Genomic DNA, 24,588 nt, shown 5'->3' on the forward strand with positions numbered 1-24,588 from the left:
CACAAGACCTGAGGAAGAATTCATGAAAGCCGATATCCATCCGGAATACGTTGCCATCGACGCTACCTGCAGCTGCGGCAACGTCATCAAGACTCGCTCCACGCTGGCCAAGCCGCTGAGCCTAGACGTGTGCTCCGAGTGCCACCCGTTCTACACCGGCAAGCAGAAAGTGCTGGACGCTGGCGGCCGTATCGATCGCTTCAAGCAGCGTTTCGGTGTGTTCGGCGCCAAGTAAGCGACCGAGCAGCGAAGAAAGCCCCCATGGCTGTTTTCGCACTATTGAAGAAGGCGTCCCTCGTGGGCGCCTTTTTCGTTTCTGTCGTTTGCCTGCCGGCGCAAGCCTTCTGCCCGTCACCAGGCAAGCTGGCGCAGATCAAGGTGCAGCGCGTGGTGGATGGTGACACCCTGCGCCTGACGGATGGTCGCAGTGTTCGGTTGATCGGCCTCAACAGCCCGGAGCTGGCGCGCAAGGGACGGCCAGCAGAACCTTTCGCCGAGGCCGCACGGGATCGCCTTAGCCAACTGGTCGTCGCCAATGGCGGACGAGTAGGGGTGCAGGTGGGCGAGCAGAGACGGGATCGTTACGGCCGAACCCTGGCCCATCTCTACGGCAGCAGCGGCGATAATCTGGAAGCGCAGATGCTGGCCGAGGGTTTCGGCCAGGTGGTGGCCGTCGCGCCCAATGTAGCGCTTGTCGCTTGCCATCGTGAGGCCGAGCGCCAGGCGCGTGGCGCACGGGCAGGGCTTTGGGCGCAACTGCAACCTTTGCCAGCACGGGCCGTGCGCAGCGCTGGGTTTGCCTTGCTCGAAGGCCAGGTGCAGCGGGTCGAACGCAACCGGGGTGGTGTATGGATCGAGCTGGGCCATTCCGTGGTGTTGCGTATCGCCCCGCAGGTGCTGGATACATTCGATCCGTCGCTGCTGCGTGACCTGCAAGGCAAGCGCATCGAGGCACGGGGCTGGATGATCGATCGTTCTCGAAGTGGCGGCCTCAAGGCTGGCCAGGCACGCTGGATGTTACCGTTGACCCACGGCGCCATGCTGGAGGTATTGCGATGATGCTTCGTCTGTTTTTCATGCTGTCGATTCTGGCGCCACTTGTAGGCTGTGCGGTGAACCCCGCCACCGGGCGCAACGATTTCGTGATGATGAGCGAGGCCCAGGAGCTGGCGCTCGGGCGCGATGCCCATCAGCAGATTCTTCAGCAATACCCGCGCTACGCCGACGAGGCGCTGCAGGCTTACGTGCAAAGTGTGGGCGAGCGGGTGGCACGGTACAGCCATCGTGGTCAGCTGGACTACCGTTTCACGGTGATCGACAGCCCGGACATCAACGCCTTCGCCCTGCCGGGCGGCTACATCTATATCCACCGTGGCCTGCTCGCCTATCTCGGTTCGGAAGCTGAGCTGGCGGCCGTGCTAGGGCATGAGGTCGGGCACGTGACGGCGCGCCATGGTGTACGCCAGCAGAGCCAGTCGACGGCCTGGAGCATTCTCGGTCAGGCCGTGGCGATGGGTACCGGCGTCGGAGCGGCAGGGGATGTGACTGGTGCCCTGGGCACGGCGTTCGTACGCGGTTATGGTCGCGATATGGAGCTGGAAGCCGATGGCCTGGGAGCACAATACCTGGCGCGTGGCGGCTATGACCCGCAGGCGATGATCGAAGTGGTCAAGGTGCTCAAGTTGCAGGAGGATTTTGCCCGCGATCAGGCTGCCAGGCGCGGCGAGGAGCAGCCGGTCAGTGGCTACCACGGCCTGTTCGATACCCATCCGGATAACGACCGGCGTCTGCAGCAAGTGATCGGCCCAGCGCAGGCGTTGGTTTCCGGGCAGCAGGAGGTCAACCGCGAGGCTTTTCTGCAGCGCCTGCAGAACCTGCCCTTCGGCGATTCGGCCGAGAGCGGCATCCGTCGTGGTGAGCGCTTCTATCACCGTGACCTCGACTTCACGCTGGCCTTCGCCGCGGGCTGGAGCATCATCAACCAGCCACAGGCATTGATCGGCCATTCGGCGGACGAGCAGGTCTTCGTCGCCATGACCCTGGAAGACAATCCCCGTCAGTTCGATGCCGCGACCCTGCTGCGTCAGCGTATCGGCGGTAATCGTCTGCGTGACGAAACGCCGCTGCAGCAGGCAGGCTTGCAGGGGCACATGGGCTTGATCGACGGCAGTGCGCCGCGCCGGGTAGCGGCTATTCTCAAGGGTGGCAAGGCGTATCTGTTCGTCGGTGCGGTCAAAGGTCGCGCATTGCGAGCGGAGGACGATGCGCAGTTCGTCGCTGCGATCAAGAGTTTCCGACCCTTGCAGGCCGCCGAGCGTAAACTGGCCGAGCCGTTGCGGCTGCAACTGGTACGCGTGGAGAAGGGCCAGACACTCAAGGCCCTGGCGACGGAAAGCGGCCTTTCCGGCGATGCCGAAGGCAGCCTACGCCTGCTCAACAATCTTTATCCACAGGGCGAGCCCCGTCCTGGTGATTGGTTGAAGACGGTTCGCTGAGACACGTTTGCAGGCTGACTGCATAGTCTTGTGCAGGCCCCTGCAACTTGCGTATCCTCGGCCGCCTGCCAGTCAATAGCCCAAAAAAGCGGAAATGCCACTATGTCTGATCTGAAAACTGCCGCTCTCGAATACCATGAGAAGCCCCGTCCAGGTAAGTTGAGCGTCGAGCTCACCAAGCCTACCGCCACTGCCCGTGATCTCTCTCTGGCCTACAGCCCGGGTGTGGCCGAGCCGGTGCGTGAGATCGCTCGCGATCCGGAGCTTGCCTACCGTTACACCGGTAAAGGCAACCTGGTAGCAGTCATTTCCGACGGCACCGCGATCCTCGGCCTGGGCGATCTCGGCCCGCTGGCCTCCAAGCCGGTCATGGAAGGCAAGGGTGTCCTGTTCAAGCGTTTCGCCGGTGTCGACGTGTTCGATATCGAAGTCGATGCCGAGAGCCCGCAGGCCTTCATCGACACCGTCAAGCGTATCTCCATCACCTTCGGCGGCATCAACTTGGAAGATATCAAGGCACCCGAGTGCTTTGAGATCGAGCGCGCCCTGATCGAACAGTGCGACATCCCGGTTTTCCACGATGACCAGCACGGTACCGCGATCGTGACCGCGGCCGGCATGCTCAACGCCCTGGAAATCGCTGGCAAGACCCTGCCGGAAGCCAAGATCGTCTGCCTGGGTGCCGGCGCTGCGGCCATCTCCTGCATGAAGCTGCTGGTGAGCATGGGGGCCAAGGTCGAGAACATCTTCATGATCGACCGCAAGGGTGTGATCCACGCGGGCCGTGATGATCTCAACCAGTACAAGGCGGTATTCGCCACCGAGACCAGCAAGCGCACTCTGGATGACGCCCTGACCGGTGCTGACGTATTCGTCGGCCTGTCCGGTCCGGATCTGCTGAGCGCCGAAGGCCTCAAGCTGATGGCGCCCAACCCGATCGTGTTCGCCTGCTCCAACCCCGATCCGGAGATCGCTCCGGAGCTGGCGCATGCCACCCGTAACGACGTGATCATGGCTACCGGTCGCTCCGATTACCCGAACCAGGTCAACAACGTTCTGGGTTTCCCGTTCATCTTCCGTGGCGCACTGGACGTTCGTGCCAGCCGTATCAACGAAGAGATGAAGATCGCCGCCGCCAACGCCCTGCGCGAACTGGCCAAGCTGCCGGTACCGCAGGAAGTCTGCGACGCCTACGGCGGCATCGCTCTGGAATTCGGTCGTGAGTACATCATTCCGAAGCCGATGGATGCCCGTCTGATCACCGTGGTCTGCGATGCAGTGGCCAAGGCTGCCATCGAAAGCGGTGTGGCGACTCTGCCGTATCCGAAGCACTACCCGCTGCAGTCGGTCAACGACGTGTTCAACGGTTGATCGATCAGTTGGTGACATAAAAAAACCCGCTTCGGCGGGTTTTTTTATGGGCCGGATTCGTTCGGCGCGGGTGGGTGTGCGACGTTGCTGCCTGTGCGTCGCCCGACTCATCAGCCGATAGTCAGCGTCATGACAATGGAGGCAGCGAAAGCAGCTGTCGGCTGTTGGGCGGTGACCAGCGCCGAAAGCACCCTGCGGCTGCAAGCTCACAATGAAGCACGCTTCTGAGTGTGGCTTGCAGCGGGTGCTCTAGAACAGATCGATCGGCGCGGTCTCGTCGGCAGGCAGCGGGCTTCCTGGCGCGCCCATGCCCGGGTCGAACTCGTTCATCGGCGGTGGCGAGTCTTCGCTCTTGAACAGCTCGAAGTAGGCATCAGGCGTACCTGGCGCCGCAGCACGCCCACTGTGCGGATCGACGCGCAGGGTGAGGATGCCGTCCGGCTCGCTCGGTGCGTGGCTGGGCTTATCCTTGAGTGCGGCGGCCATGTAACTCATCCAGATCGGCAGGGCCACGGTGCCGCCGTACTCGTTGCGACCGAGGCTTTCCGGCTGATCGAAACCCGCCCACACGGTCGTCACGTAATCGGCGTTGTAACCGGAGAACCAGCTGTCCTTGGATTCGTTGGTGGTACCGGTCTTGCCTGCCAGGTCGGTTCGTCCCAATGCCATGGCCCTGCGTCCGGTACCGCGCTTGATCACATCCTGCAGCATGCTGTTCATGATGTAAGCGGTGCGCTCGTCGAGAACGCGCTCGGCTGCCGCTGGCTCTGGTGGCTCCGGCAACTGTTCCGGAGTCGCCTGCGCCGTACTCATCACACCTTCCTCGCTGACCGGTGGCGGCACTTCGGGTTGCACACTGTTGGGCACGGTCGGCGGGTTGGCGATGAACAGCGGATCACCGTGGCGATTGTCGATGCGCTGGATCAGATACGGCTGAACCTTGTGCCCGCCGTTGGCGAACGTCGTCCAGCCGACGGCGATCTCCATCGGTGTGAGGTTGGCAGTGCCGAGCGCCAGGGACAGGTTGCGTGGCAGATCCTGGCGGTTGAAGCCAAAGCGCTCGATATAGCGCAGTGTTGGCTCTATGCCCATGGCCTGCAGCAGACGAATCGATACCAGGTTGCGCGACTTGTACAGCGCCTCGCGCAAACGGATGGGGCCGAGGAAGGTGTTGTTGTCATTCTTCGGGCGCCAGACCTGATCCATGTAATCGTCGACGAAAACGATGGGGGCGTCGTTGACCAGGCTGGAGGCGGTGTAGCCATTGTCCAGCGCAGCGCTATAGATGAACGGCTTGAAGCTCGAACCCGGCTGGCGTTTGGCCTGGACGGCGCGGTTGTAGTTGCTCTGCTCGAAGGAGAAGCCGCCGACCAGCGCACGAATCGCACCGTTCTGTGGGTCGAGCGAAACCAGAGCGCTTTGTGCGCTGGGTAGCTGCGCGAAGCGCAGGGTCTCGTCGTCCTGGCGCTGCACGCGAATCAGATCGCCGATCTGCACCACGTCGGCCGGTTGCTGTGGCCGTGGCCCCAGGCTGTTGGTGTTGAGGAAAGGCCGAGCCCATTTCATGCTGTCCCAGGACACGGCTTCTTCGGTGCCACGACGGGTCAGCACCAGAATGCCGCTTTTCTCGACCTGGGTAACGATGGCGGGATCCAGCCCGCCACGTGTGCCCTGTTTGTTCAGCTCAGTCTGCCAGGTTTCCCGGGTCATGCCGGGCAGCCGACTTTCCGGGCCGCGATAGCCGTGGCGCTGGTCGTACTCGATCAGGCCGTCACGCAGGGCTTTGTTGGCCATCTGCTGGAGATCGCTGGGCACCGTGGTGGTGACGTTGAAGCCCTGGGTGTAAGCATCGCTGCCATAGCGGCCGACCATCTCGGCACGTGCCATTTCGGCCACGTAGGGCGCCGGTACTTCCGGTGTCGGCACGTGGTAGCTGGCGTCCATCGGCTCGGCGAGCGCAGTTTCGTAGCGGGCCTGATCGATGCGACCCAGCCGATGCATGCGGCCGAGGATCCAGTCACGACGTTCTTTGGCGCGAGTTGGATTGGTCAGCGGGTTGAAGGCCGAAGGCGCCTTGGGAAGACCGGCTATCGTCGCAAGCTGGGACAGGCTCAAGTCTCGGATGGATTTGCCGTAATAGACTTGGGCAGCGGCTTCGATGCCATAAGCTCGATGGCCCAGGTAGATCTTGTTGACGTACAGCTCGAGGATTTCGTTCTTGCTCAGCTCGCGTTCGATCTGCAGGGCCAGGAGGATTTCGGTGATCTTGCGCGAGAAACTGCGCTCACTGGTGAGGAAGAAGTTTTTCGCCACCTGCATGGTGATCGTGCTGCCGCCCGACTGAATTTGCCCGGTTTTCAATAATTGCGTGGCAGCGCGCATCAGGCTTGTAAGATCAACGCCATAATGGTTTGCGAAGTTGTCGTCCTCGGCGGCGAGCAGCGCACTGGTGAAGTCAGGCGGAATATCGGCGAAGGCGATGGGCGAGCGGCGCATTTCTCCGAATTCTGCGATCAACTTCCCGTCGCTGCTGTAGACGCGCAGCGGGATTTGTAGCTCTATGCTGCGTAGCGCGTCGACAGACGGCAAGGTCGGGCTCAGGTAGAGGAAAGCGCCGCTTAGACTGAGTAATAGCGCACAAAAAACGGCGATAACGGACCAGCAGAAAAACTTCAGCAAACGCATCAAGATTTTTAGATTTCCAGATAAAAGAATGAATTAAGCGCAAGACAAAAGCGAAAAGATAAAAACTGATCACATTATAAGCGTTTTTTTTGCTGGGGAGCCATTTGCGCTTCTGTCAAGTCTGTTATTTAATGTGGAAAAACATAAATCATCCGTAAGTTACGGATGTCAATAGGAAATCGGTCGTGCTAGGGCTCTTCAGTAAGAAAGCGAATACGCTTTTGGGGATCGATATAAGTTCGACCTCCGTCAAACTCCTCGAATTGAGTCGCTCAGGAAGCCGCTACAAGGTAGAGGCTTATGCTGTCGAGCCGCTCCCCGCCAATGCTGTCGTCGAAAAAAATATTGCCGAACTCGAGGGTGTCGGTCAGGCGCTATCGCGCGTGCTGGCCAAGGCCAAGAGCAATGTGCGCACGGTCGCTGTTGCGGTCGCCGGATCCGCGGTCATCACCAAGACCGTTGAGATGGAAGCGGGTATGTCGGACGACGAACTGGAAAATCAGCTGAAGTTGGAAGCTGATCAGTACATTCCCTATCCGCTGGAAGAAGTGGCTATCGATTTCGAAGTCCAGGGTGTTTCTCCGCGTAGTTCGGAGCGGGTCGAAGTGCTGCTGGCCGCCTGCCGCAAGGAAAACGTCGAAGTTCGCGAGGCTGCCCTGGCGCTGGCTGGGCTGACCGCCAAGGTGGTGGATGTCGAAGCCTACGCTCTGGAGCGTGCCTACAACCTGCTTTCCGAACAGCTCGGCGGTGTGCACGATGAGCTGACCGTGGCGGTAGTCGACATCGGCGCGACCATGACCACCCTGAGCGTGCTGCACAACGGGCGCACCATCTATACCCGGGAACAGCTGTTCGGTGGTCGGCAACTGACTGAAGAAATTCAGCGTCGCTACGGTCTTTCCGTCGACGAGGCAGGCCTCGCGAAAAAGCAGGGCGGCTTGCCCGATGACTACGAAAGTGAAGTGCTGCAGCCGTTCAAGGATGCCCTGGTGCAACAGGTCTCCCGTTCACTGCAGTTCTTCTTTGCCGCTGGCCAGTACAACGATGTCGACTACATCCTGTTGGCGGGCGGTACGGCCTCGATTCCGGATCTCGATCGCCTCATTCAACAGAAGATCGGTACCCAGACCTTGGTCGCCAATCCGTTCGCGGACATGGCCCTGAGTGGCAAGGTCAACGCGGGTGCGCTGGCCAGTGATGCGCCGGCACTGATGATTGCCTGCGGCCTGGCGATGAGGAGTTTCGACTGATGGCGCGGATTAACCTCCTTCCCTGGCGTGAGCAGCTGCGCGAAGAGCGCAAGCAGCGCTTCCTGGTTTGCCTTGGTGGCCTGTTGGTGGCTGCCGCGGCTGTAGTCTTTTTGGGTGATCAGTACCTCAGCGGTGAGATCGAGAACCAGCAGGCGCGCAATGCTTATGTGCGCAAGGAAATCGCTGTGCTGGATACGCGAATAGCCGAAATCAGTGAGTTGCGTACGCGCCGTCAACAGCTGCTCGAACGCATGAAGATCATTCAGGATTTACAGGGCAATCGCCCGATTATTGGTCGTGTGTTCGATCAGTTGGTGCGAACCCTGCCCGATGGCGTGTATTTCACCGGGGTGAAGATGACCGGCAAGACTATCGCGATTGTTGGCGCAGCCGAATCGAACAGTCGTGTTTCCAAACTGATGCGTGATATGGATGCCTCCGACTGGCTGGCAGCACCCAACTTGACCGAGGTCAAGGCCGTTACCGCTGGCGCGGTGGATCAGGCCAATACCTTCCAGTTGACCGTGCAACAGTCGCGGCCTGCCAAGGAAGAATCGGAGGTCAAACCATGAGCCTGAGTGAGTCCCTGGCGAGCTTGCGCAAGATCGACGTCAATGACCTCGATCTCAACAACATCGGTTCTTGGCCGGCAGCCGTTAAAGTCATTGCCGGCATCCTGGCCGTGGCACTGGTTCTGGCGCTCGGTTACAACTTCCACCTGAAGGATTTGCAAGCCAATCTGGAACGGTTGCACATGGAAGAGGAGACGCTCAAGCAGCAGTTCTCCACCAAGGCTTTTCAGGCTGCCAACCTGGAGGCCTATCGCGAACAGATGAACGAAGCCGAAGTGTCGTTCGGCGCCCTGCTCAAGCAGCTGCCCAGTGATACCGAGGTACCAGGGCTGCTGGAGGATATCACTCGAACCGGCTTGGACAGCGGTCTGGAGTTCGAGGAGATCAAGTTGCTACCGGAAGTCACTCAGCAGTTCTACATCGAGTTGCCCATCCAGATTAAGGTGGTTGGTGGCTACCATGACCTGGCTACCTTCGTCAGTGGTGTCGCCAGTCAGCCGCGTATCGTGACGCTTCATGATTTCGAGATGGTTCCAGCAGAGCAAGGCAGCACCTCCAAGCTGCGCATGAGCATCCTGGCGAAAACCTATCGCTACAACGATAAGGGAGCACAGCCATGAAGCGCGTCTTCCTGTCGAGCTTGCTACTGCTTAGCCTGGGGGGCTGTGGTGGCGGTGATTTCAGTGATCTTCAGGCCTACATGGATGAGGTGCGGGCTCGACCGAAAGGTCAGATCGAGCCGCTCCCTCAGCCCGAACCCTATGAGAGTTTCACCTACAGTGCTGCTGCCCTGCGTGCTCCGTTCCAGCCACCCGTGAAGATCGACCTGGTCAACCGGGCGAAGGGAAGCAAGGAAATCAAACCGGATGAAACCCGGGTCAAGCAGTTTCTCGAAGGGTTCAATATCGAACTCTTCGAAATGGTGGGTACGCTGGCAAATGACCATGGCTCGTTCGCCTTGGTCAATGGTGCCGGTGGCGTTCATCGCGTCAAGGTCGGGGATTACCTGGGACGCAATGAGGGCCGGATCATATCCATCGACAGTGCCAAGATCGACGTGGTCGAAATCGTCCCTGACGGTGATGGTGGCTGGCTCGAGCGCCCCCGTACCCTCACTCTGAAGGAGCGCTCCTGAGGAGCGAGGTAAACCATGAACAGAAAAAACCGGTCTGCCAAACGGAATCCAAGCATGAACAGCTCTTTTTCACGTCTCAGCGTTTCGCTGCTGGCGATTTTGCTCTCTCCCGCAGCCCTGGCAGCCAACCTGCAGGCGCTGGATGTTGCTGCTCTGCCGGGCGACCGTGTCGAGCTGAAACTGTCATTCGACGAGCCGGTAACGGCGCCGCGTGGCTATACCATCGAGCAGCCAGCCCGTATCGCGCTGGATCTGCCTGGGGTCACCAACAAGCTGGGGGTGAAGAACCGCGAGCTGGGGATGGGCAATGCGCGTAGCGTGACCGTTGTCGAGGCCAAGGATCGCACCCGTCTGATCATCAACTTGACCAATCTGGCGCCCTATAACACCCGTACTGAAGGCAACGACCTGTTCGTGCAGGTTGGAACCGGTGTCGCCACGACAGCCGCTGCTCCAGCAACGGCCCAACCTGCACCGGCCGCTGCCACGCCTGCCGCAACTCCGGCCGCACCCAAGGTGTTCGGCGCGGTGAGCAAGGCGATCCGCAGTGTTGATTTCCAGCGTGGTGAGCAGGGTGAAGGCAACGTCGTCATCGATCTGTCGGATGCCTCGGTGAGCCCCGATATTCAGGAGCGCGGTGGCAAGATCATCCTGAATTTCAACCGAACTCAATTGCCCGAAGCCCTGCGCGTTCGTCTTGACGTCAAGGACTTCGCCACGCCGGTGCAGTTCGTCAGTGCCAGCGGCACAGGTGACGATGCGAGCATCGTCATCGAGCCAGTCGGTGCTTACGACTACCTGGCTTATCAGACCGAGAACAAGCTGACCCTTAGCGTCAAGCCGTTGACTCAGGAAGATGCCGAGAAACGCCAGGCTGAGCGGTTTGCCTACTCGGGCGAGAAACTGTCGCTCAACTTCCAGGACATCGACGTGCGTTCGGTGCTGCAGTTGATCGCCGACTTCACGGATCTCAACCTGGTCGCCAGTGACACGGTGGCCGGCAACATTACCCTGCGTCTGCAGAATGTGCCGTGGGATCAGGCGCTGGATCTGGTGCTGAAAACCAAGGGCCTGGACAAACGTCAGGTTGGCAACGTGCTGCTGGTAGCGCCGGCTGCAGAGATCTCCGCTCGTGAGCGCCAGGAGCTGGAGTCGCAGAAGCAGATCGCCGAGTTGGCACCCCTGCGCCGTGAGCTGATCCAGGTCAACTATGCCAAGGCTGCGGACATGGCCAAGCTGTTCCAGTCGGTGACCAGTGCCGATGGTGGCGCGGCTGACGATCGGGGTTCCATCACCGTCGACGAGCGCACCAACAGCATCATCGCCTACCAGACTCAGGAGCGCCTGGACGAGCTGCGCCGCATCGTGGCCCAGCTCGACGTGGCAGTTCGTCAGGTGATGATCGAGGCGCGTATCGTCGAAGCCAACGTCAACTATGACAAGGCGCTAGGCGTCCGTTGGGGCGGTGGTGCGAGACGCGGTGGGTGGGATGTAAGTGGTAAGGATGGGGTTCAGGCCTTTGACCCGGACACTGGTCAACGTCTGACCGTGGGAACCGATCAGGTTGGCAGCACGACGTTGGAGGATGGGCTGGCCCGCTTGCCTTTCGTCGATATGGGAGTGGCCAATAGCACATCAGGTATCGGTATCGGTTTCCTGAGCAACAACGTCGTACTGGATCTTCAGCTTTCGGCGATGGAAAGTTCGGGCAATGGCGAGATCGTCTCCCAGCCCAAGGTGGTTACTTCGGACAAAGAGACCGCGAAGATCCTCAAGGGCCAGGAAATTCCCTATCAGGAAGCCAGCTCCAGTGGCGCGACCAGTACCTCCTTCAAGGAAGCCGCACTATCCTTGGAAGTCACGCCGCAGATCACTCCTGACAATCGCATCATCATGGAAGTGAAAGTGACCAAGGATTCTGCTGATTACCAGCGGGCGATCAATGGTGGCGCGCCGCCGATCAACAAGAACGAAGTCAACGCCAAGGTGCTGGTCGCCGACGGCGAGACCATCGTGATCGGTGGCGTGTTCGAGAACACGCAAAGCAAGGCTGTGAGCAAGGTTCCGTTCTTGGGCGACGTGCCTTACCTGGGGCGTCTGTTCCGCCGTGATATCGTGACCGACAACAAGACCGAGTTGCTGATTTTCATCACCCCGCGCATCATGAACAGTCAAGCGGTGGCCGTGAGTCGGTAATTTGTGCGTAATTTGATCCTTGTTGGCCCGATGGGAGCTGGGAAGAGCACCATCGGGCGTTTGCTTGCCAAAGAGTTGCGGTTGCCATTCAAGGACTCCGACAAGGAGATCGAACAGCGTACCGGTGCCGACATTCCCTGGATTTTCGATGTCGAGGGTGAACAGGGCTTTCGTGAGCGCGAACAGGCGGTGATCTGCTCGCTTTGCGAATCCGATGGTCTGGTGTTGGCTACCGGGGGCGGCGCAGTGCTGCGACCACAGAACCGGCAAGCGCTGAGAGCTGGCGGGCGAGTGGTCTATCTGCATGCTTCCGTCGAGCAACAGATCGACCGCACGGCACGTGATCGAAATCGTCCATTGCTGCGCGCGCCCAATCCTGGGCAGGTACTGGCGGATCTGCTCGCCATTCGTGATCCGCTGTATCGGGAAATCGCCGATGTGATCATCGAAACCGATGAGCGCCCACCGCGTATGGTGGTTCAGGAAATTCTCGAGCGACTGGAAGCGCTAGCGCCCCGTTAATGACTGGGCCGAACTGCGTTATCCTAGAGTCCTTTTTCAATTGGGGGCTCCATGCAAACACTTCATGTCGATCTCGCCGAGCGCAGCTACCCCATTCATATCGGTGCTGACCTGCTCGGTCGTGCCGATCTGCTGGCACCGCATATCGTGGGTCGCCAGGTGGCAATCGTCACCAACGAGACTATCGCACCCTTGTATCTGGCTGCGCTGGAAGCGACTCTTGCGGATTATCGCGTCACCTCGATCGTGCTGCCCGATGGTGAAGCCTTCAAGAACTGGGAAACCCTGCAGGCCATCTTCGACGGATTGCTCGGGGCGCGACATGATCGTCGTACCACGGTCATCGCGCTGGGTGGCGGTGTAATCGGCGATATGGCCGGGTTCGCGGCGGCCTGCTATCAGCGTGGCGTGAACTTCATCCAGATCCCTACGACGCTGCTGTCCCAGGTCGATTCTTCGGTAGGCGGCAAGACCGGTATCAACCATCCACTCGGCAAGAACATGGTCGGTGCCTTCTATCAGCCTCAGGCGGTGCTGATCGATACACGCAGCCTGGATACTCTACCGCCACGCGAGTTGTCGGCAGGGCTGGCTGAAGTGATCAAGTATGGCCTGATCTGTGACGAGGCTTTTCTCGGTTGGCTCGAGAAGAACATGGCTGCGTTGCGCGGCCTGGATCAGGTGGCATTGACTCTGGCCATCGAGCGCTCCTGTGCAGCCAAGGCGCGTGTGGTCGGGGCCGACGAACGGGAAACCGGCATACGCGCTACCCTGAATCTCGGGCATACCTTCGGTCACGCCATCGAGACCCATATGGGCTATGGCGTCTGGTTGCACGGTGAAGCGGTAGCCGCGGGAACGGCGATGGCCCTGGAGATGTCTCATCGCCTGGGCTGGATCACTGCCGATGAACGCGACCGGGGCGTTCGCCTGTTTCTGGCGGCAGGCCTGCCTGTCGTGCCGCCGCAGGAAATGACCCCTGCGGATTTTCTCGAGCACATGGCTGTCGACAAGAAAGTACTGGATGGCCAGTTGCGCCTGGTGCTGCTGCGTTCGCTGGGCGAAGCGGTAGTGACCAGTGATTACCCGCGAGACATCTTGAATGCCACTCTGGCCGCCGACTACCCGGCGCTGGTGGCTCGGCTTAACAATCAGTGAGTATTCAATGACCAGTTTGCACGCCGACGAAGCGTTTCTCGACCACTACCAGTTCACCCACGATCCCTTCGCGGCGCGGGTGCCGGGCTTCAAGTTCTTCCCGGCGCAGCGCAAGCCCGTGCTTGGGCAATTGCACCACCTGGCTCGCTACAGTCAACTGCTGCTGGTGGTGACGGGGCCCGAGGGCAGTGGCAAGACCCTGTTGCGGCAGGCGCTGGTCGCCAGCACCAACAAACAGGCCGTGCACAACGTGGTGGTTTCCGCTCAGGGGGCTGCCGACCCGGCGACATTGATGCGCCATATCGCTCAGGGTCTCAATACCCAGCAGACGGATCGCGCGTCGTTGCTGGCCCAGGTTGGCCAGCTGTCGCTGACGGGGCAGGAAGTTTACCTGCTGATCGATGATGCCGAAGAGCTCAGTGAGGCTGCGCTGGAGGCTTTGCTGGTGCTGGCTCAGGGTGATTCGGAAGGGCGCCCCCATGTCTTTCTGTTTGCCGATAGCGATCTCATCTCGCGCCTGGATGCCTTGGCCGATGCAGAGGAAGTGTTCCACGTCATCGAGCTGCAGCCCTACACCGAGGATGAGACGCGCGAGTATCTGGCGCTGCGTCTGGACGGCGCTGCTCAGGGCATCGAGCTGTTTTCCGATGAGCAGATCGAACTGATCCACGAGCGTTCCGGTGGCTGGCCGGGTGAAATCAACCGGGTGGCACGTGATGTCCTGATCGATGCCATGGCGTCGCGCCGTGGGGCGGCGAAGGGCGGCGGTTTCTCCTTCAATCTGCCGAAAAAACATCTGCTGGCGTTGGGTGTGATTGGTATCGGTGTGGTCGCGGCCTTGCTGATGCAGGGGCGCTCGGATTCCACGGATGCTCCGGCCCCTCAAGCACAACTGCCTATTGGCGCTTCGCAGCAGGCGCAACAGCAACCCGAAGCGCAGGCGACCCAGCCTGGTGCTGAACAGGGCGCCGATGGTCGTCCGGCCATCGAGTTTGCCGGTGGCAATCAGCCGCTGCCCTTGCCCCTGGTTGGGCAGTCGCAACCGGTGATTCGTCAGCCGCTGGCGCAGGCTGCGGGAGAAACGGACGGTGAGGCCAATGTCGAGTTGCCCGAGCCAGTGACAAGCACGCCGGTGACCGTTCCTCCGGTGGCGTCGCAGCCGACTCCGCCCGCCACGCCGGCTCCCCAAGCGTCCCAGCCGGTCGCACAGCAACCCAAGCCTGTTGAACAGCCCAAGCCAGTGTCACCGCCGGCACCAGCGTCCAGGCCGACGCCTGCAGCTCAGGCGCCTGCGACGGCCAGCGCAGCGCAAGACAGTGGCTGGTATGCGGCACAGACCAAGAGCCACTACACCCTGCAGATTCTTGGTACCAGTACGGAAAGCAGTGCGCGTTCCTTCGTCAGCCAGAATGGCGCGCAATACCGGTATTTCAAGAAGATGCACCAGGGCAAGCCGCTTTTCGTCATCACTTATGGTAGTTTTGCCAGCCGCGATGCTGCCCAGGCAGCCGTGAAGACCCTGCCGGCCAAGGTTCAGGCCGGTAAGCCCTGGCCGAAAACCTTCGCCAGTGTCACTCAAGAGATGGCGCCCTGACAGAGTCAGGCCCGTCACTGGGGGCAGTCATCTGCCCATGCGACGGGCTCTCTTTCATTTTTGCGACATTTTATTCCGGTTTTTCGTCACATTGTTCTTTGTGACGCTTATCCCGCTATGTACAATGGCCTCCGTTTGCCTGCGTAAAGCCGGGCGCATCGACCTGCGCGCAGGGTAATTGATTGAATTAGAAAGAAAAATGCCGAGTAAGGCAGTCTGGTGAGAGTTCCCTATGAAAGCAGGTCTATACCATCCTGATGAGTTCAAGGATAACTGCGGCTTCGGCCTGATCGCGCACATGCAGGGTGAGGCCAGCCATCACCTGTTGCAGACGGCGATAGAAGCACTGACCTGCATGACCCACCGTGGCGGCATCAATGCCGACGGCAAGACGGGTGATGGCTGTGGTTTGCTGATTCAAAAGCCCGATCTGTTCCTGCGCGCCGTCGCCAAGGACACCTTCGGCGTCGAACTGCCCAAGCAGTATGCCGTGGGCATGGTCTTTCTCAATCAGGACGAAACCAAGGCCAGCGCTGCCCGCGACAACATGAATCGCGAGATCCAGGCCGCCGGCCTGACCCTGGTCGGCTGGCGCAAGGTGCCGATCGATACCAGCGTACTCGGCCGCCTGGCCCTGGAGCGCCTGCCGCAGATCGAGCAGGTATTCATCAGCGCCGATGGCCTGAGCGATCAGGACTTCGCCATCAAGCTGTTCTGCGCCCGTCGCCGCTCTTCGGTGGCCAATGCCGCGGACAGCGAGCACTACATCTGCAGCTTCTCGCACAAGACCATCATCTATAAAGGCCTGATGATGCCGGCCGACCTGCAGCAGTTCTACCCGGATCTGGGTGACGAGCGCCTGCAGACCGCGATCTGTGTGTTCCACCAGCGCTTCTCCACCAACACCCTGCCGAAGTGGCCGCTGGCTCAGCCGTTCCGTTTCCTCGCCCACAATGGCGAGATCAACACCATCACCGGTAACCGTAACTGGGCACAGGCACGCCGTACCAAGTTCGAGAATGGTCAGATTCCTGCCCTCGAAGAGCTCGGCCCGCTGGTCAACCGCGTGGGCTCCGACTCCTCGAGCATGGACAACATGCTCGAGCTGATGGTCACTGGCGGCATCGACCTGTTCCGCGGCGTGCGCATGATCATTCCGCCAGCCTGGCAGAACGTCGAAACCATGGACGCCGACCTGCGGGCGTTCTACGAATATAACTCCATGCACATGGAGCCCTGGGATGGCCCGGCCGGCGTAGTGCTGACCGATGGCCGCCACGCCGTGTGCCTGCTCGACCGCAACGGCCTGCGCCCGGCGCGTTGGGTGACCACCACCGATGGTTACATCACCCTGGCCTCGGAAATCGGCGTGTGGAATTACCAGCCCGAAGACGTGGTCGCCAAGGGCCGTGTCGGGCCGGGTCAGATCCTTGCCGTCGATACCGAAACCGGTCAGGTGCTGACCACCGACGACATCGACAATCGCCTCAAGTCCCGCCACCCCTACAAGCAGTGGCTGCGCAAGAGCGCGCTGCGTATCCAGGCGACCATGGAAGACAACGACCATGGTTCGGCCTTCTACGAGGCGGATCAGCTCAAGCAGTACATGAAGATGTTCCAGGTCACCTTCGAGGAGCGTGACCAGGTGCTGCGTCCGCTCGCCGAGCAGGGCCAGGAAGCGGTCGGCTCCATGGGCGACGATACGCCGATGGCCGTGCTGAGCCAGCGCGTGCGCTCGCCGTACGACTATTTCCGCCAGCAGTTCGCGCAGGTCACCAACCCGCCGATCGACCCGCTGCGCGAAGCTATCGTCATGTCGCTGGAGATCTGCCTCGGTGCCGAGCGCAACATCTTCGACGAGTCGCCGGAACACGCCTCGCGGGTGATCCTCAGCTCGCCGGTGATCTCCCCGGCCAAATGGCGCACCCTGATGAACCTGGAGCGCCCAGGTTTCGAGCGGCAGATCATCGACCTCAACTACGACGAGTCGATCGGCCTGGAAGCGGCCGTGCGCAACATGGCCGATCAGGCCGAGGAAGCCGTGCGCGCCGGCAAGGTGCTGCTGGTACTGAGCGACCGTCACATCGCGCCGGGCAAGCTGCCGGCTCATGCCGCGCTGGTCACCGGTGCGGTGCACCACCGTCTGACCGAGACCGGTCTGCGTTGCGACTGCAACATCCTGGTGGAAACCGCCACCGCCCGTGACCCTCATCATTACGCGGTGCTGATCGGTTTCGGCGCTTCGGCGGTGTATCCGTTCCTGGCCTATGAAGTGCTGGGCGATCTGATCCGTACCGGTGAAGTACTGGGCGATCTGTACGAAGTCTTCAAGTATTACCGCAAGGGCATTTCCAAGGGCCTGCTGAAGATCCTCTCGAAGATGGGCATCTCCACCGTCGGCTCCTACCGCGGTGCTCAGCTGTTCGAAGCGGTCGGCCTGGCCGACGAGGTCACCGGCCTGTGCTTCCGTGGTGTGCCGAGCCGCCTCAAGGGCGCGCGTTTCGTCGACCTGGAAGCCGAGCAGAAGGCACTGGCGGGCGAGGCCTGGAACAACCGCAAGGCGATCCAGCAGGGCGGCCTGCTGAAGTTCGTATACGGTGGCGAGTACCACGCCTACAACCCGGATGTGGTCAACACCCTGCAGGCGGCGGTGAAGCAGGGCAGCTACGAAACCTTCAAGGAATACACCAAGCTGGTGGATACCCGCCCGGTGTCGATGCTGCGCGACCTGTTGCAGGTCAAGCTGGCCGATACGCCGCTGGCTCTGGACGAAGTCGAGCCGCTGGAGTCGATCTTCAAGCGTTTCGATGCCGCCGGTATCTCCCTGGGCGCGCTGTCGCCGGAGGCTCACGAAGCCCTGGCCGAAGCGATGAACCGCCTCGGTGCGCGCTCCAACTCCGGTGAGGGCGGTGAAGACCCGGCGCGCTACGGCACCATCAAGAGCTCCAAGATCAAGCAGATCGCCACGGGCCGTTTCGGGGTCACCCCGGAATACCTGGTCAATGCCGAAGTGCTGCAGATCAAGGTGGCTCAGGGTGCCAAGCCGGGCGAAGGCGGCCAGTTGCCGGGTGGCAAGGTCAACGGCCTGATCGCCAAACTGCGCTATGCGGTACCGGGTGTGACGCTGATTTCGCCGCCGCCGCACCACGATATCTATTCGATCGAAGATCTGGCTCAGCTGATCTATGACCTCAAGCAGGTCAACCCCAGTGCCCTGGTGTCGGTCAAGCTGGTATCCGAAGCGGGCGTCGGCACCATCGCGGCCGGTGTCGCCAAGGCCTACGCCGACCTGATCACCATTTCCGGTTACGACGGCGGCACCGGCGCTTCGCCGCTGACGTCGATCAAGTACGCCGGCGCGCCGTGGGAACTGGGCCTGGCGGAAACCCACCAGACCCTGCGCGGCAACGACCTGCGCGGCAAGGTGCGGGTGCAGACCGACGGTGGCCTGAAAACCGGCCTGGACGTGATCAAGGCCGCCATCCTCGGCGCCGAAAGCTTCGGCTTCGGTACCGCGCCAATGGTTGCCCTGGGCTGCAAATACCTGCGCATCTGCCACCTGAACAACTGCGCCACCGGCGTGGCCACGCAGAACGACAAGCTGCGCAAGGATCACTTCATCGGCACCGTCGACATGGTGGTGAATTTCTTCACCTACGTTGCCGAAGAAACCCGCGAGTGGCTGGCCAAGCTGGGCGTGCGCAGTCTGGGCGAGCTGATCGGGCGTACCGATCTGCTGGAAATCCTGCCGGGCGAAACCGCCAAGCAGAACCACCTGGATCTGACCCCGTTGCTCGGCAGCGATCACATTCCCGCGGACAAGCCGCAGTTCTGTGAGGTCGACCGCAACCCGCCGTTCGACCAGGGCCTGCTGGCCGAAGAGATGCTGTCCATGGCCAAGTCGGCGATCGACAGCGCCAGCGGTGGCGAGTACGAACTGGACATCTGCAACTGCGACCGCTCCATCGGTGCTCGCATATCCGGCGAAATCGCTCGGGTGCATGGCAACCAGGGCATGGTCAAGGCGCCGATCACCTTCCGTTTCAAAGGTACTGCCGGGCAGAGCTTTGGCGTGTGGAACGCCGGCGGCCTGAACCTGTACCTCGAAGGCGATGCCAACGATTACGTCGGCAAGGGCATGACCGCTGGCAAGCTGGTGGTCGTGCCGCCGAAGGGCAGCCCGTTCAAAACCCAGGAAAGCGCCATCATCGGCAACACCTGCCTGTACGGCGCTACCGGCGGCAAGCTGTTCGCGGCCGGTACCGCCGGTGAGCGTTTCGCGGTACGCAACTCCGGCGCCCACGCGGTGGTGGAAGGTGTGGGTGACCACTGCTGCGAGTACATGACCGGCGGTTTCGTCTGCGTGCTGGGCAAGACCGGCTACAACTTCGGCTCCGGCATGACCGGTGGTTTCGCCTATGTGCTCGACCTGGACAACAGCTTCTATGACCGGGTCAACCACGAGCTGGTGGAAATCCAGCGGATCAACAACGAGTCCATGGAGGCTTACCGTAGCCACCTGGAGCGTGTGTTGGCCGAGTACGTCGAAGAGACATCGAGCGAGTGGGGCCGTAATCTGCTGGAGAACCTGGACGACTACCTGCGCAAGTTCTGGCTGGTGAAGCCGAAGGCCGCGAACCTCAAGTCGCTGCTCTCCAGCATCCGAGCCAACCCGCAATAAAACAGCTGCAAGTGGCAAGCCTCAAGCTGCAAGTTAGGAGCAGGGGCATGCCGGCCACCGTGATTGTCTTGCGGCTTGCAGCTTGCAGCTTGCCGCCGCTGTTAAGAGGTTTATGACATGGCTGAACGTCTGAATAACGACTTCCAGTTCATCGAGGTCGGGCGCAAAGACCCGAAGAAGAAGCTGCTGCGTCAGCGCAAGAAAGAATTCGTCGAGATCTACGACACCTTCAAGCCGGCCCAGGCCGGCGACCAGGCGCACCGCTGCCTGGGCTGCGGCAACCCATACTGCGAGTGGAAGTGCCCTGTACACAACTTCATCCCCAACTGGTTGAAGCTGGTCTCCGAGGGCAACATTCTGGCCGCTGCCGAGCTCAGCCACCAGACCAACACCCTGCCGGAAGTCTGTGGCCGCGTGTGCCCGCAGGATCGCCTGTGCGAAGGTGCCTGCACCCTCAACGACGGCTTCGGCGCAGTGACCATCGGTTCGGTGGAGAAGTACATCACCGACACCGCCTTCGCCATGGGCTGGCGTCCGGACATGTCCAAGGTCAAACCGACCGGCAAGCGTGTCGCGGTGATCGGGGCCGGCCCCGCAGGCCTGGGCTGTGCCGATGTTCTGGTGCGCAACGGCGTGACCCCCGTGGTGTTCGACAAGAACCCGGAAATCGGCGGTCTGCTGACCTTCGGCATTCCCGAGTTCAAGCTGGAAAAGAGCGTGCTGAGCAATCGTCGCGAAGTTTTCAGCGGCATGGGCATCGAGTTTCGCCTGAACACCGACGTGGGCAAGGACATCACTCTCCAGCAACTGCTGGATGAGTACGATGCCGTGTTCATGGGCATGGGTACCTACACCTACATGAAGGGCGGTTTCCCGGGCGAAGACCTGCCGGGCGTACACGATGCGCTGGATTTCCTGATCGCCAACGTCAATCGCAACCTCGGTTTCGAGAAAGCGCCGGAAGACTTCGTCGACATGAGGGGCAAGCGCGTCGTGGTTCTCGGCGGTGGTGACACCGCGATGGACTGCAACCGTACCTCGATCCGCCAGGGTGCCAAGGCCGTGACCTGCGCCTATCGCCGTGACGAAGCGAACATGCCGGGCTCGCGCAAGGAAGTGAAGAATGCCAAGGAAGAGGGCGTGAAGTTCCTCTTCAACCGCCAGCCCATCGCCATCGTTGGCGAGGACAAGGTCGAAGGTGTGAAGGTGGTCGAGACCCGTCTCGGCGAGCCGGATGCCCGTGGCCGTCGCAGCCCCGAGCCGATCCCGGGTTCCGAAGAGATCATCCCGGCGGAAGCGGTGCTGATCGCCTTCGGGTTCCGCCCGAGCCCGGCGCCCTGGTTCGAGGAGTTCGATATCCGTATCGACACCCAAGGCCGTGTGGTCGCGCCGGAAAAGGCCACCTTCAAGCACCAGACCAGCAATCCGAAGGTGTTCGCCGGTGGTGACATGGTGCGCGGTTCCGACCTGGTGGTAACGGCCATCTACGAAGGCCGCAATGCGGCGGAAGGGATTCTCGACTACCTCGGTGTCTGAGCAGTACGCCTTCCGACGAGGCCGGCAGCATGCCGGCCTCGTCGTTTCTGACCCTTTGCTGACCTGAGGCAATACGCCGCGTTCATCGCGCCTTTACAGTACCTCCAGGGTTTTCTCTGGAGGTTCCCATGCTGACTACTGCCATCTTTCCATCCCGTTATGTGCAGGGCCGCGCTGCGCTCGAGCAACTCGGTGTCGAACTGTCGCGCTTCGGCGGCAAGGCATTGGCGCTGCTCGATCCTTTCGCCGACGATCACCTGGGCGATCTGCTGGAAAAGACCTGCGCTGGTCATCTCGATTGTCAGCGCGTGCGTTTTGCCGGTGAGTGCAGTGACGAGGAAATCGCCCGGCTGGTAGCGTTGGCGCAACAGGGCGAACCCGAGGTGATCCTCGGCATGGGCGGCGGCAAGGCGCTGGACACTGCCAAGGCCCTCGCCCATGAGCTGGGCCTGCCCGTAGCGGTGGTGCCGACTCTGGCCTCCAGCGATGCGCCGTGCAGCGCGTTGTCGGTGATCTACACCGCCGAGGGTGCCTTCAAGCGTTATCTGGTGCTACCGCGTAATCCGGATCTGGTACTGGTCGACAGCCAGGTGATCGCCCAGGCGCCGGCGCGCTTTCTGGTTTCCGGTATGGGCGATGCCCTGGCTACCTGGTTCGAGGCCGAAGATTGCCGCATCAGTGGCGCCGCGAACATGACCGGCCGCCAGGGGCCGCGTACGGCCCATGCGCTGGCGCGCTTCTGCTACGACACGTTGCTGGAGTACGGGCCCCTGGCATTGCAGGCCTGTCGCCAGCAGGTGGTGACGCCCGCGCTGGAGCATGTCATCGAGGCCAATACGCTGCTTTCCGGCCTGGGTTTCGAGAGTGGCGGCCTGGCCGCTGCCCACGCGATTCACAATGGCTTCACGGCCCTTGAAGGTACGCATGCCTACTGGCATGGCGAGAAAGTCACCTTCGGCGTGCTGAGCATGCTGATGTTGCGCGACAGCGCGCCGGCACTGATCGATGAGGTCTACGATTTCTGTCTCGCCGTTGGCTTGCCGGTCACGCTGGCCGAAATCGGTCTGCCCGAGGTCAGCGATGCCGACCTGTTGCGCGTCGCCGAGCTCGCCTGTGCAGCGGGTGAAAGTATCCACAACGAACCCTTCGCGGTGGATGCAGCAAGCGTGCTCGCTGCCATGCGCACCGCCGATGCAGAAGGGCATCGGCGCAAGGCGCTGCTACGCTAGGTCTGATCGGTGGCGATGTACTCGCGGCGCCGGGCCGGTTGTGGACGATAGTCGCGAGGGTCAATGGCGAAACTATCCAGGCGCGAGCGCAAGGTGGTGGGTTTGAGATCAAGGAGGCGAGCCGCGCCTTGAGCGCCGGCTATCTTGCCGGCACAGGCGCTGAGCGCCGTGATCAGGTTGTCGCGCGTTTGTCGGCGTAGCTCGCCTTGTGTGAGGATGCGCGTGTCCTGTTCTCTCGGCAGGGGCCCCGGTAGCTCATCCGGACTTTCGCTGGGCAGATCCAGGCGTAAGCGCGTGCCGGGTGAGATGATCACGGCGCGCTCGATAAGATTCTCCAACTCCCGGATGTTGCCCGGCCAGGAGTAGGCCTGCAGATGCTGGATATCGGCCAGACGCAGGCTGGGCTGCGGACGATTCAACTGACGGCAGACGCGCTCGAGAAAGTGCTGTGCCAGGGACGGGATATCCTCCGGGCGTTGGCGCAGCGGCGCCGACTCGATGGGAAAGACATTGAGGCGAAAGTACAGATCCTCGCGGAAACGCCCGGCGCGCACCTCCTGGCGCAGGTCGCGGTTGGTGGCGGCGATCACCCGTACGTCGACCTGACGCGTGCGCGTATCGCCGACCCGTTCCAGTTGCTGTTCCTGCAGTACGCGCAGCAGCTTGCTTTGCAGCTCCAGAGGGATTTCACCGACTTCGTCGAGAAACAGCGTGCCGCCATCGGCCAGTTCGAAACGCCCGACCCGATCGTTCAGCGCGCCGGTGAAGGCGCCGCGGATATGGCCGAAGAACTCGCTCTCGAACAGCTCGCGTGGCACCGCGGCGCAGTTCACCCGAATCAGCGGCCGGCTGCTGCGGCCACTGTTGTCGTGGATGGCGCGGGCAATCAGCTCCTTGCCGGTGCCCGATTCGCCGGTGATCAGCACGTTGGCGCCGGTGGGGGCGACCAGCTCGATCTGGTGGATCACCTGCTGCATGGCTGCGCTGCGCCCGACCAGATCGTGCTGGGCGTATTCGCCGCGAATCTCTTCCTGCAGGTAGGCGTTCTCCAGCTCCAGGCGCTGCTTGAGCTGCTGCACCTCGCTCAGGGCCTGGCGCAGCCTGCGCTCGGTCTCCAGACGCTCGCTGATGTCGCGGAACACCACCACCGCACCGACCAGTTCGCCGTCGTCGCGTAGCGGCGTGCTGGTGTATTCCACCGGGATCGGTTTGCCGTCCTTGTTCCAGAACACCTCGTCCGCCACCTGGTGCACCTCGCCGTCGTTGAACGCGGCGTAGATGGGGCAGGTGTGGCCGTCGTAGGTGCTGCCATCCGGATGGTGGTGGTGGATGAGGTCGTGAATGTTGTGGCCGATCAGGTCTTCGCCGCGCCAGCCGAGAATACGTTCGGCGGCGGGATTGACGAAGGTGGTTTCGCCGTCACGGTTGACGCCGTAGATGCCCTCGCCGGCAGCGCCGAGGATCAGATGGTTCTGCCGTTCGAACTGGCGGAAGATGCGTTCGACCCCCTGCCACTCCAGCAAGCCCTGGCGCTGATAACGTTCGGCTTCGGCCAGCCCGCGCAGGGCGTCGAGCTGACGCCGCTCCTGAATCAGCAGGCCGAGCAGGATGGCGCCATCATGCTGCAGACGGCTCCCACTGATCTCCACCTCCAATCGTTCGCCATCCCGGCGCAGCAGTCCCAGGCCGTCGCGCCAGGCATGGCCGCGTACCTGCACCTCTTCGGTGAAGGTCACCAGGGAGCCCAGGTCGTGAGCCCAGAGGCGGCTGGCGCGTTGCGTGAGCAACGCGTTCATCGGCCAGCCGAGCAACTCGCTGCAGGCAGGGTTGGCATGCAGGATGCGATCGCTCGTCGGGTCGATGACCAGGCTGGCGCTTTGCATATGGCGCAGCAGCAATGTGCTCGCCGTGGTTGGGTCGGGCATGGTGGTGTCCGTGTGGCTTTACCTTGCTCAGGCTCTATCAAGGGTCGTGCCATTTGACGAATAGTCGTTTTTTGCTGTGACGAAATATCGTTTATTACGATATTTCGTTATTTTTAAAATCTATAAAAATCATTATTTATCAATCTATTACGTGATTATTCGAGCTGGTACAGCTCCTGCAATAGCTGATATGAACCGGCCGCCAATGGCCCAGCCCAGTCAGTGCCCGCCTCACCAAT

Annotated in this window: 17 protein-coding genes; 15 read left to right on the forward strand and 2 right to left on the reverse strand. The window is 61.4% G+C overall.

Annotated elements, in window-relative coordinates:
* Positions 1-22 precede the first annotated feature (22 nt).
* The 4 genes from rpmE (at position 23) to DNK06_RS10945 (ending at position 3,866) form a co-directional block, all read left to right on the forward strand.
* On the forward strand, positions 23-235 hold the full coding sequence (gene rpmE, locus DNK06_RS10930; protein WP_042552353.1) for a 50S ribosomal protein L31: 213 nt from the start codon (positions 23-25) through the stop codon (positions 233-235).
* A 26-nt stretch (positions 236-261) separates the two neighbouring features.
* Complete coding sequence (locus DNK06_RS10935) at positions 262-1,059, forward strand: thermonuclease family protein (protein WP_207389942.1); 798 nt, start codon at positions 262-264, stop codon at positions 1,057-1,059.
* The gene (locus DNK06_RS10940; protein WP_131180118.1) at positions 1,059-2,495 is read left to right on the forward strand and encodes a M48 family metalloprotease; all 1,437 of its coding nucleotides are present in this window, start codon (positions 1,059-1,061) and stop codon (positions 2,493-2,495) included. Before DNK06_RS10935 ends, DNK06_RS10940 begins: the two co-directional genes overlap by 1 nt.
* A 102-nt stretch (positions 2,496-2,597) precedes the next feature.
* Complete coding sequence (locus tag DNK06_RS10945; protein WP_131180060.1) at positions 2,598-3,866, forward strand: malic enzyme-like NAD(P)-binding protein; 1,269 nt, start codon at positions 2,598-2,600, stop codon at positions 3,864-3,866.
* Between the two features lie 249 nt (positions 3,867-4,115).
* Here DNK06_RS10945 and DNK06_RS10950 read toward each other — a convergent pair whose 3' ends face one another.
* Positions 4,116-6,554: a penicillin-binding protein 1A gene (locus DNK06_RS10950; protein WP_131180061.1), complete on the reverse strand. Its 2,439-nt coding sequence runs from the start codon at positions 6,552-6,554 to the stop codon at positions 4,116-4,118.
* A 182-nt stretch (positions 6,555-6,736) separates the two neighbouring features.
* On the opposite strand from DNK06_RS10950, the gene DNK06_RS10955 reads away from it, so the two are divergent.
* The 11 genes from DNK06_RS10955 (at position 6,737) to DNK06_RS11005 (ending at position 22,424) form a co-directional block, all read left to right on the forward strand.
* The gene (locus DNK06_RS10955; RefSeq protein WP_131180062.1) at positions 6,737-7,801 is read left to right on the forward strand and encodes a pilus assembly protein PilM; all 1,065 of its coding nucleotides are present in this window, start codon (positions 6,737-6,739) and stop codon (positions 7,799-7,801) included.
* Positions 7,801-8,373 carry a PilN domain-containing protein gene (locus DNK06_RS10960; RefSeq protein ID WP_131180063.1) on the forward strand — a complete coding sequence of 191 codons (573 nt, stop codon included), beginning with the start codon at positions 7,801-7,803 and terminating at the stop codon, positions 8,371-8,373. Before DNK06_RS10955 ends, DNK06_RS10960 begins: the two co-directional genes overlap by 1 nt.
* Positions 8,370-8,993, forward strand: coding sequence for a type 4a pilus biogenesis protein PilO (pilO, locus tag DNK06_RS10965; RefSeq protein WP_131180064.1), 624 nt, complete (start codon positions 8,370-8,372; stop codon positions 8,991-8,993). Before DNK06_RS10960 ends, pilO begins: the two co-directional genes overlap by 4 nt.
* Positions 8,990-9,508 carry a type 4a pilus biogenesis lipoprotein PilP gene (gene pilP / locus DNK06_RS10970; protein ID WP_131180065.1) on the forward strand — a complete coding sequence of 173 codons (519 nt, stop codon included), beginning with the start codon at positions 8,990-8,992 and terminating at the stop codon, positions 9,506-9,508. Before pilO ends, pilP begins: the two co-directional genes overlap by 4 nt.
* A gap of 54 nt (positions 9,509-9,562) precedes the next feature.
* On the forward strand, positions 9,563-11,704 hold the full coding sequence (locus DNK06_RS10975; RefSeq protein ID WP_131180066.1) for a type IV pilus secretin PilQ: 2,142 nt from the start codon (positions 9,563-9,565) through the stop codon (positions 11,702-11,704).
* A 3-nt stretch (positions 11,705-11,707) separates the two neighbouring features.
* Positions 11,708-12,226: a shikimate kinase AroK gene (gene aroK / locus DNK06_RS10980; protein WP_131180067.1), complete on the forward strand. Its 519-nt coding sequence runs from the start codon at positions 11,708-11,710 to the stop codon at positions 12,224-12,226.
* A 51-nt stretch (positions 12,227-12,277) separates the two neighbouring features.
* Positions 12,278-13,384, forward strand: coding sequence for a 3-dehydroquinate synthase (gene aroB / locus DNK06_RS10985; RefSeq protein ID WP_131180068.1), 1,107 nt, complete (start codon positions 12,278-12,280; stop codon positions 13,382-13,384).
* 7 nt (positions 13,385-13,391) lie between these two features.
* On the forward strand, positions 13,392-14,978 hold the full coding sequence (locus DNK06_RS10990) for an SPOR domain-containing protein (protein ID WP_131180069.1): 1,587 nt from the start codon (positions 13,392-13,394) through the stop codon (positions 14,976-14,978).
* A gap of 232 nt (positions 14,979-15,210) precedes the next feature.
* Positions 15,211-19,659 carry a glutamate synthase large subunit gene (gene gltB, locus DNK06_RS10995; RefSeq protein WP_131180070.1) on the forward strand — a complete coding sequence of 1,483 codons (4,449 nt, stop codon included), beginning with the start codon at positions 15,211-15,213 and terminating at the stop codon, positions 19,657-19,659.
* Positions 19,660-19,776: 117 nt separating this feature from the next.
* A complete protein-coding gene (locus tag DNK06_RS11000; RefSeq protein ID WP_131180071.1) occupies positions 19,777-21,195 on the forward strand; it encodes an FAD-dependent oxidoreductase in 1,419 nt (472 codons plus the stop codon).
* A gap of 128 nt (positions 21,196-21,323) precedes the next feature.
* Complete coding sequence (locus DNK06_RS11005; RefSeq protein WP_131180072.1) at positions 21,324-22,424, forward strand: glycerol dehydrogenase; 1,101 nt, start codon at positions 21,324-21,326, stop codon at positions 22,422-22,424.
* Here DNK06_RS11005 and DNK06_RS11010 read toward each other — a convergent pair.
* The gene (locus DNK06_RS11010; RefSeq protein WP_131180073.1) at positions 22,421-24,349 is read right to left on the reverse strand and encodes a sigma 54-interacting transcriptional regulator; all 1,929 of its coding nucleotides are present in this window, start codon (positions 24,347-24,349) and stop codon (positions 22,421-22,423) included. The two genes, DNK06_RS11005 and DNK06_RS11010, sit on opposite strands and share 4 nt — an antisense overlap.
* Between the last annotated feature and the right edge of the window lie 239 nt (positions 24,350-24,588).

Source organism: Phytopseudomonas daroniae (assembly GCF_004327285.1).
GTDB lineage: Bacteria > Pseudomonadota > Gammaproteobacteria > Pseudomonadales > Pseudomonadaceae > Aquipseudomonas > Aquipseudomonas daroniae.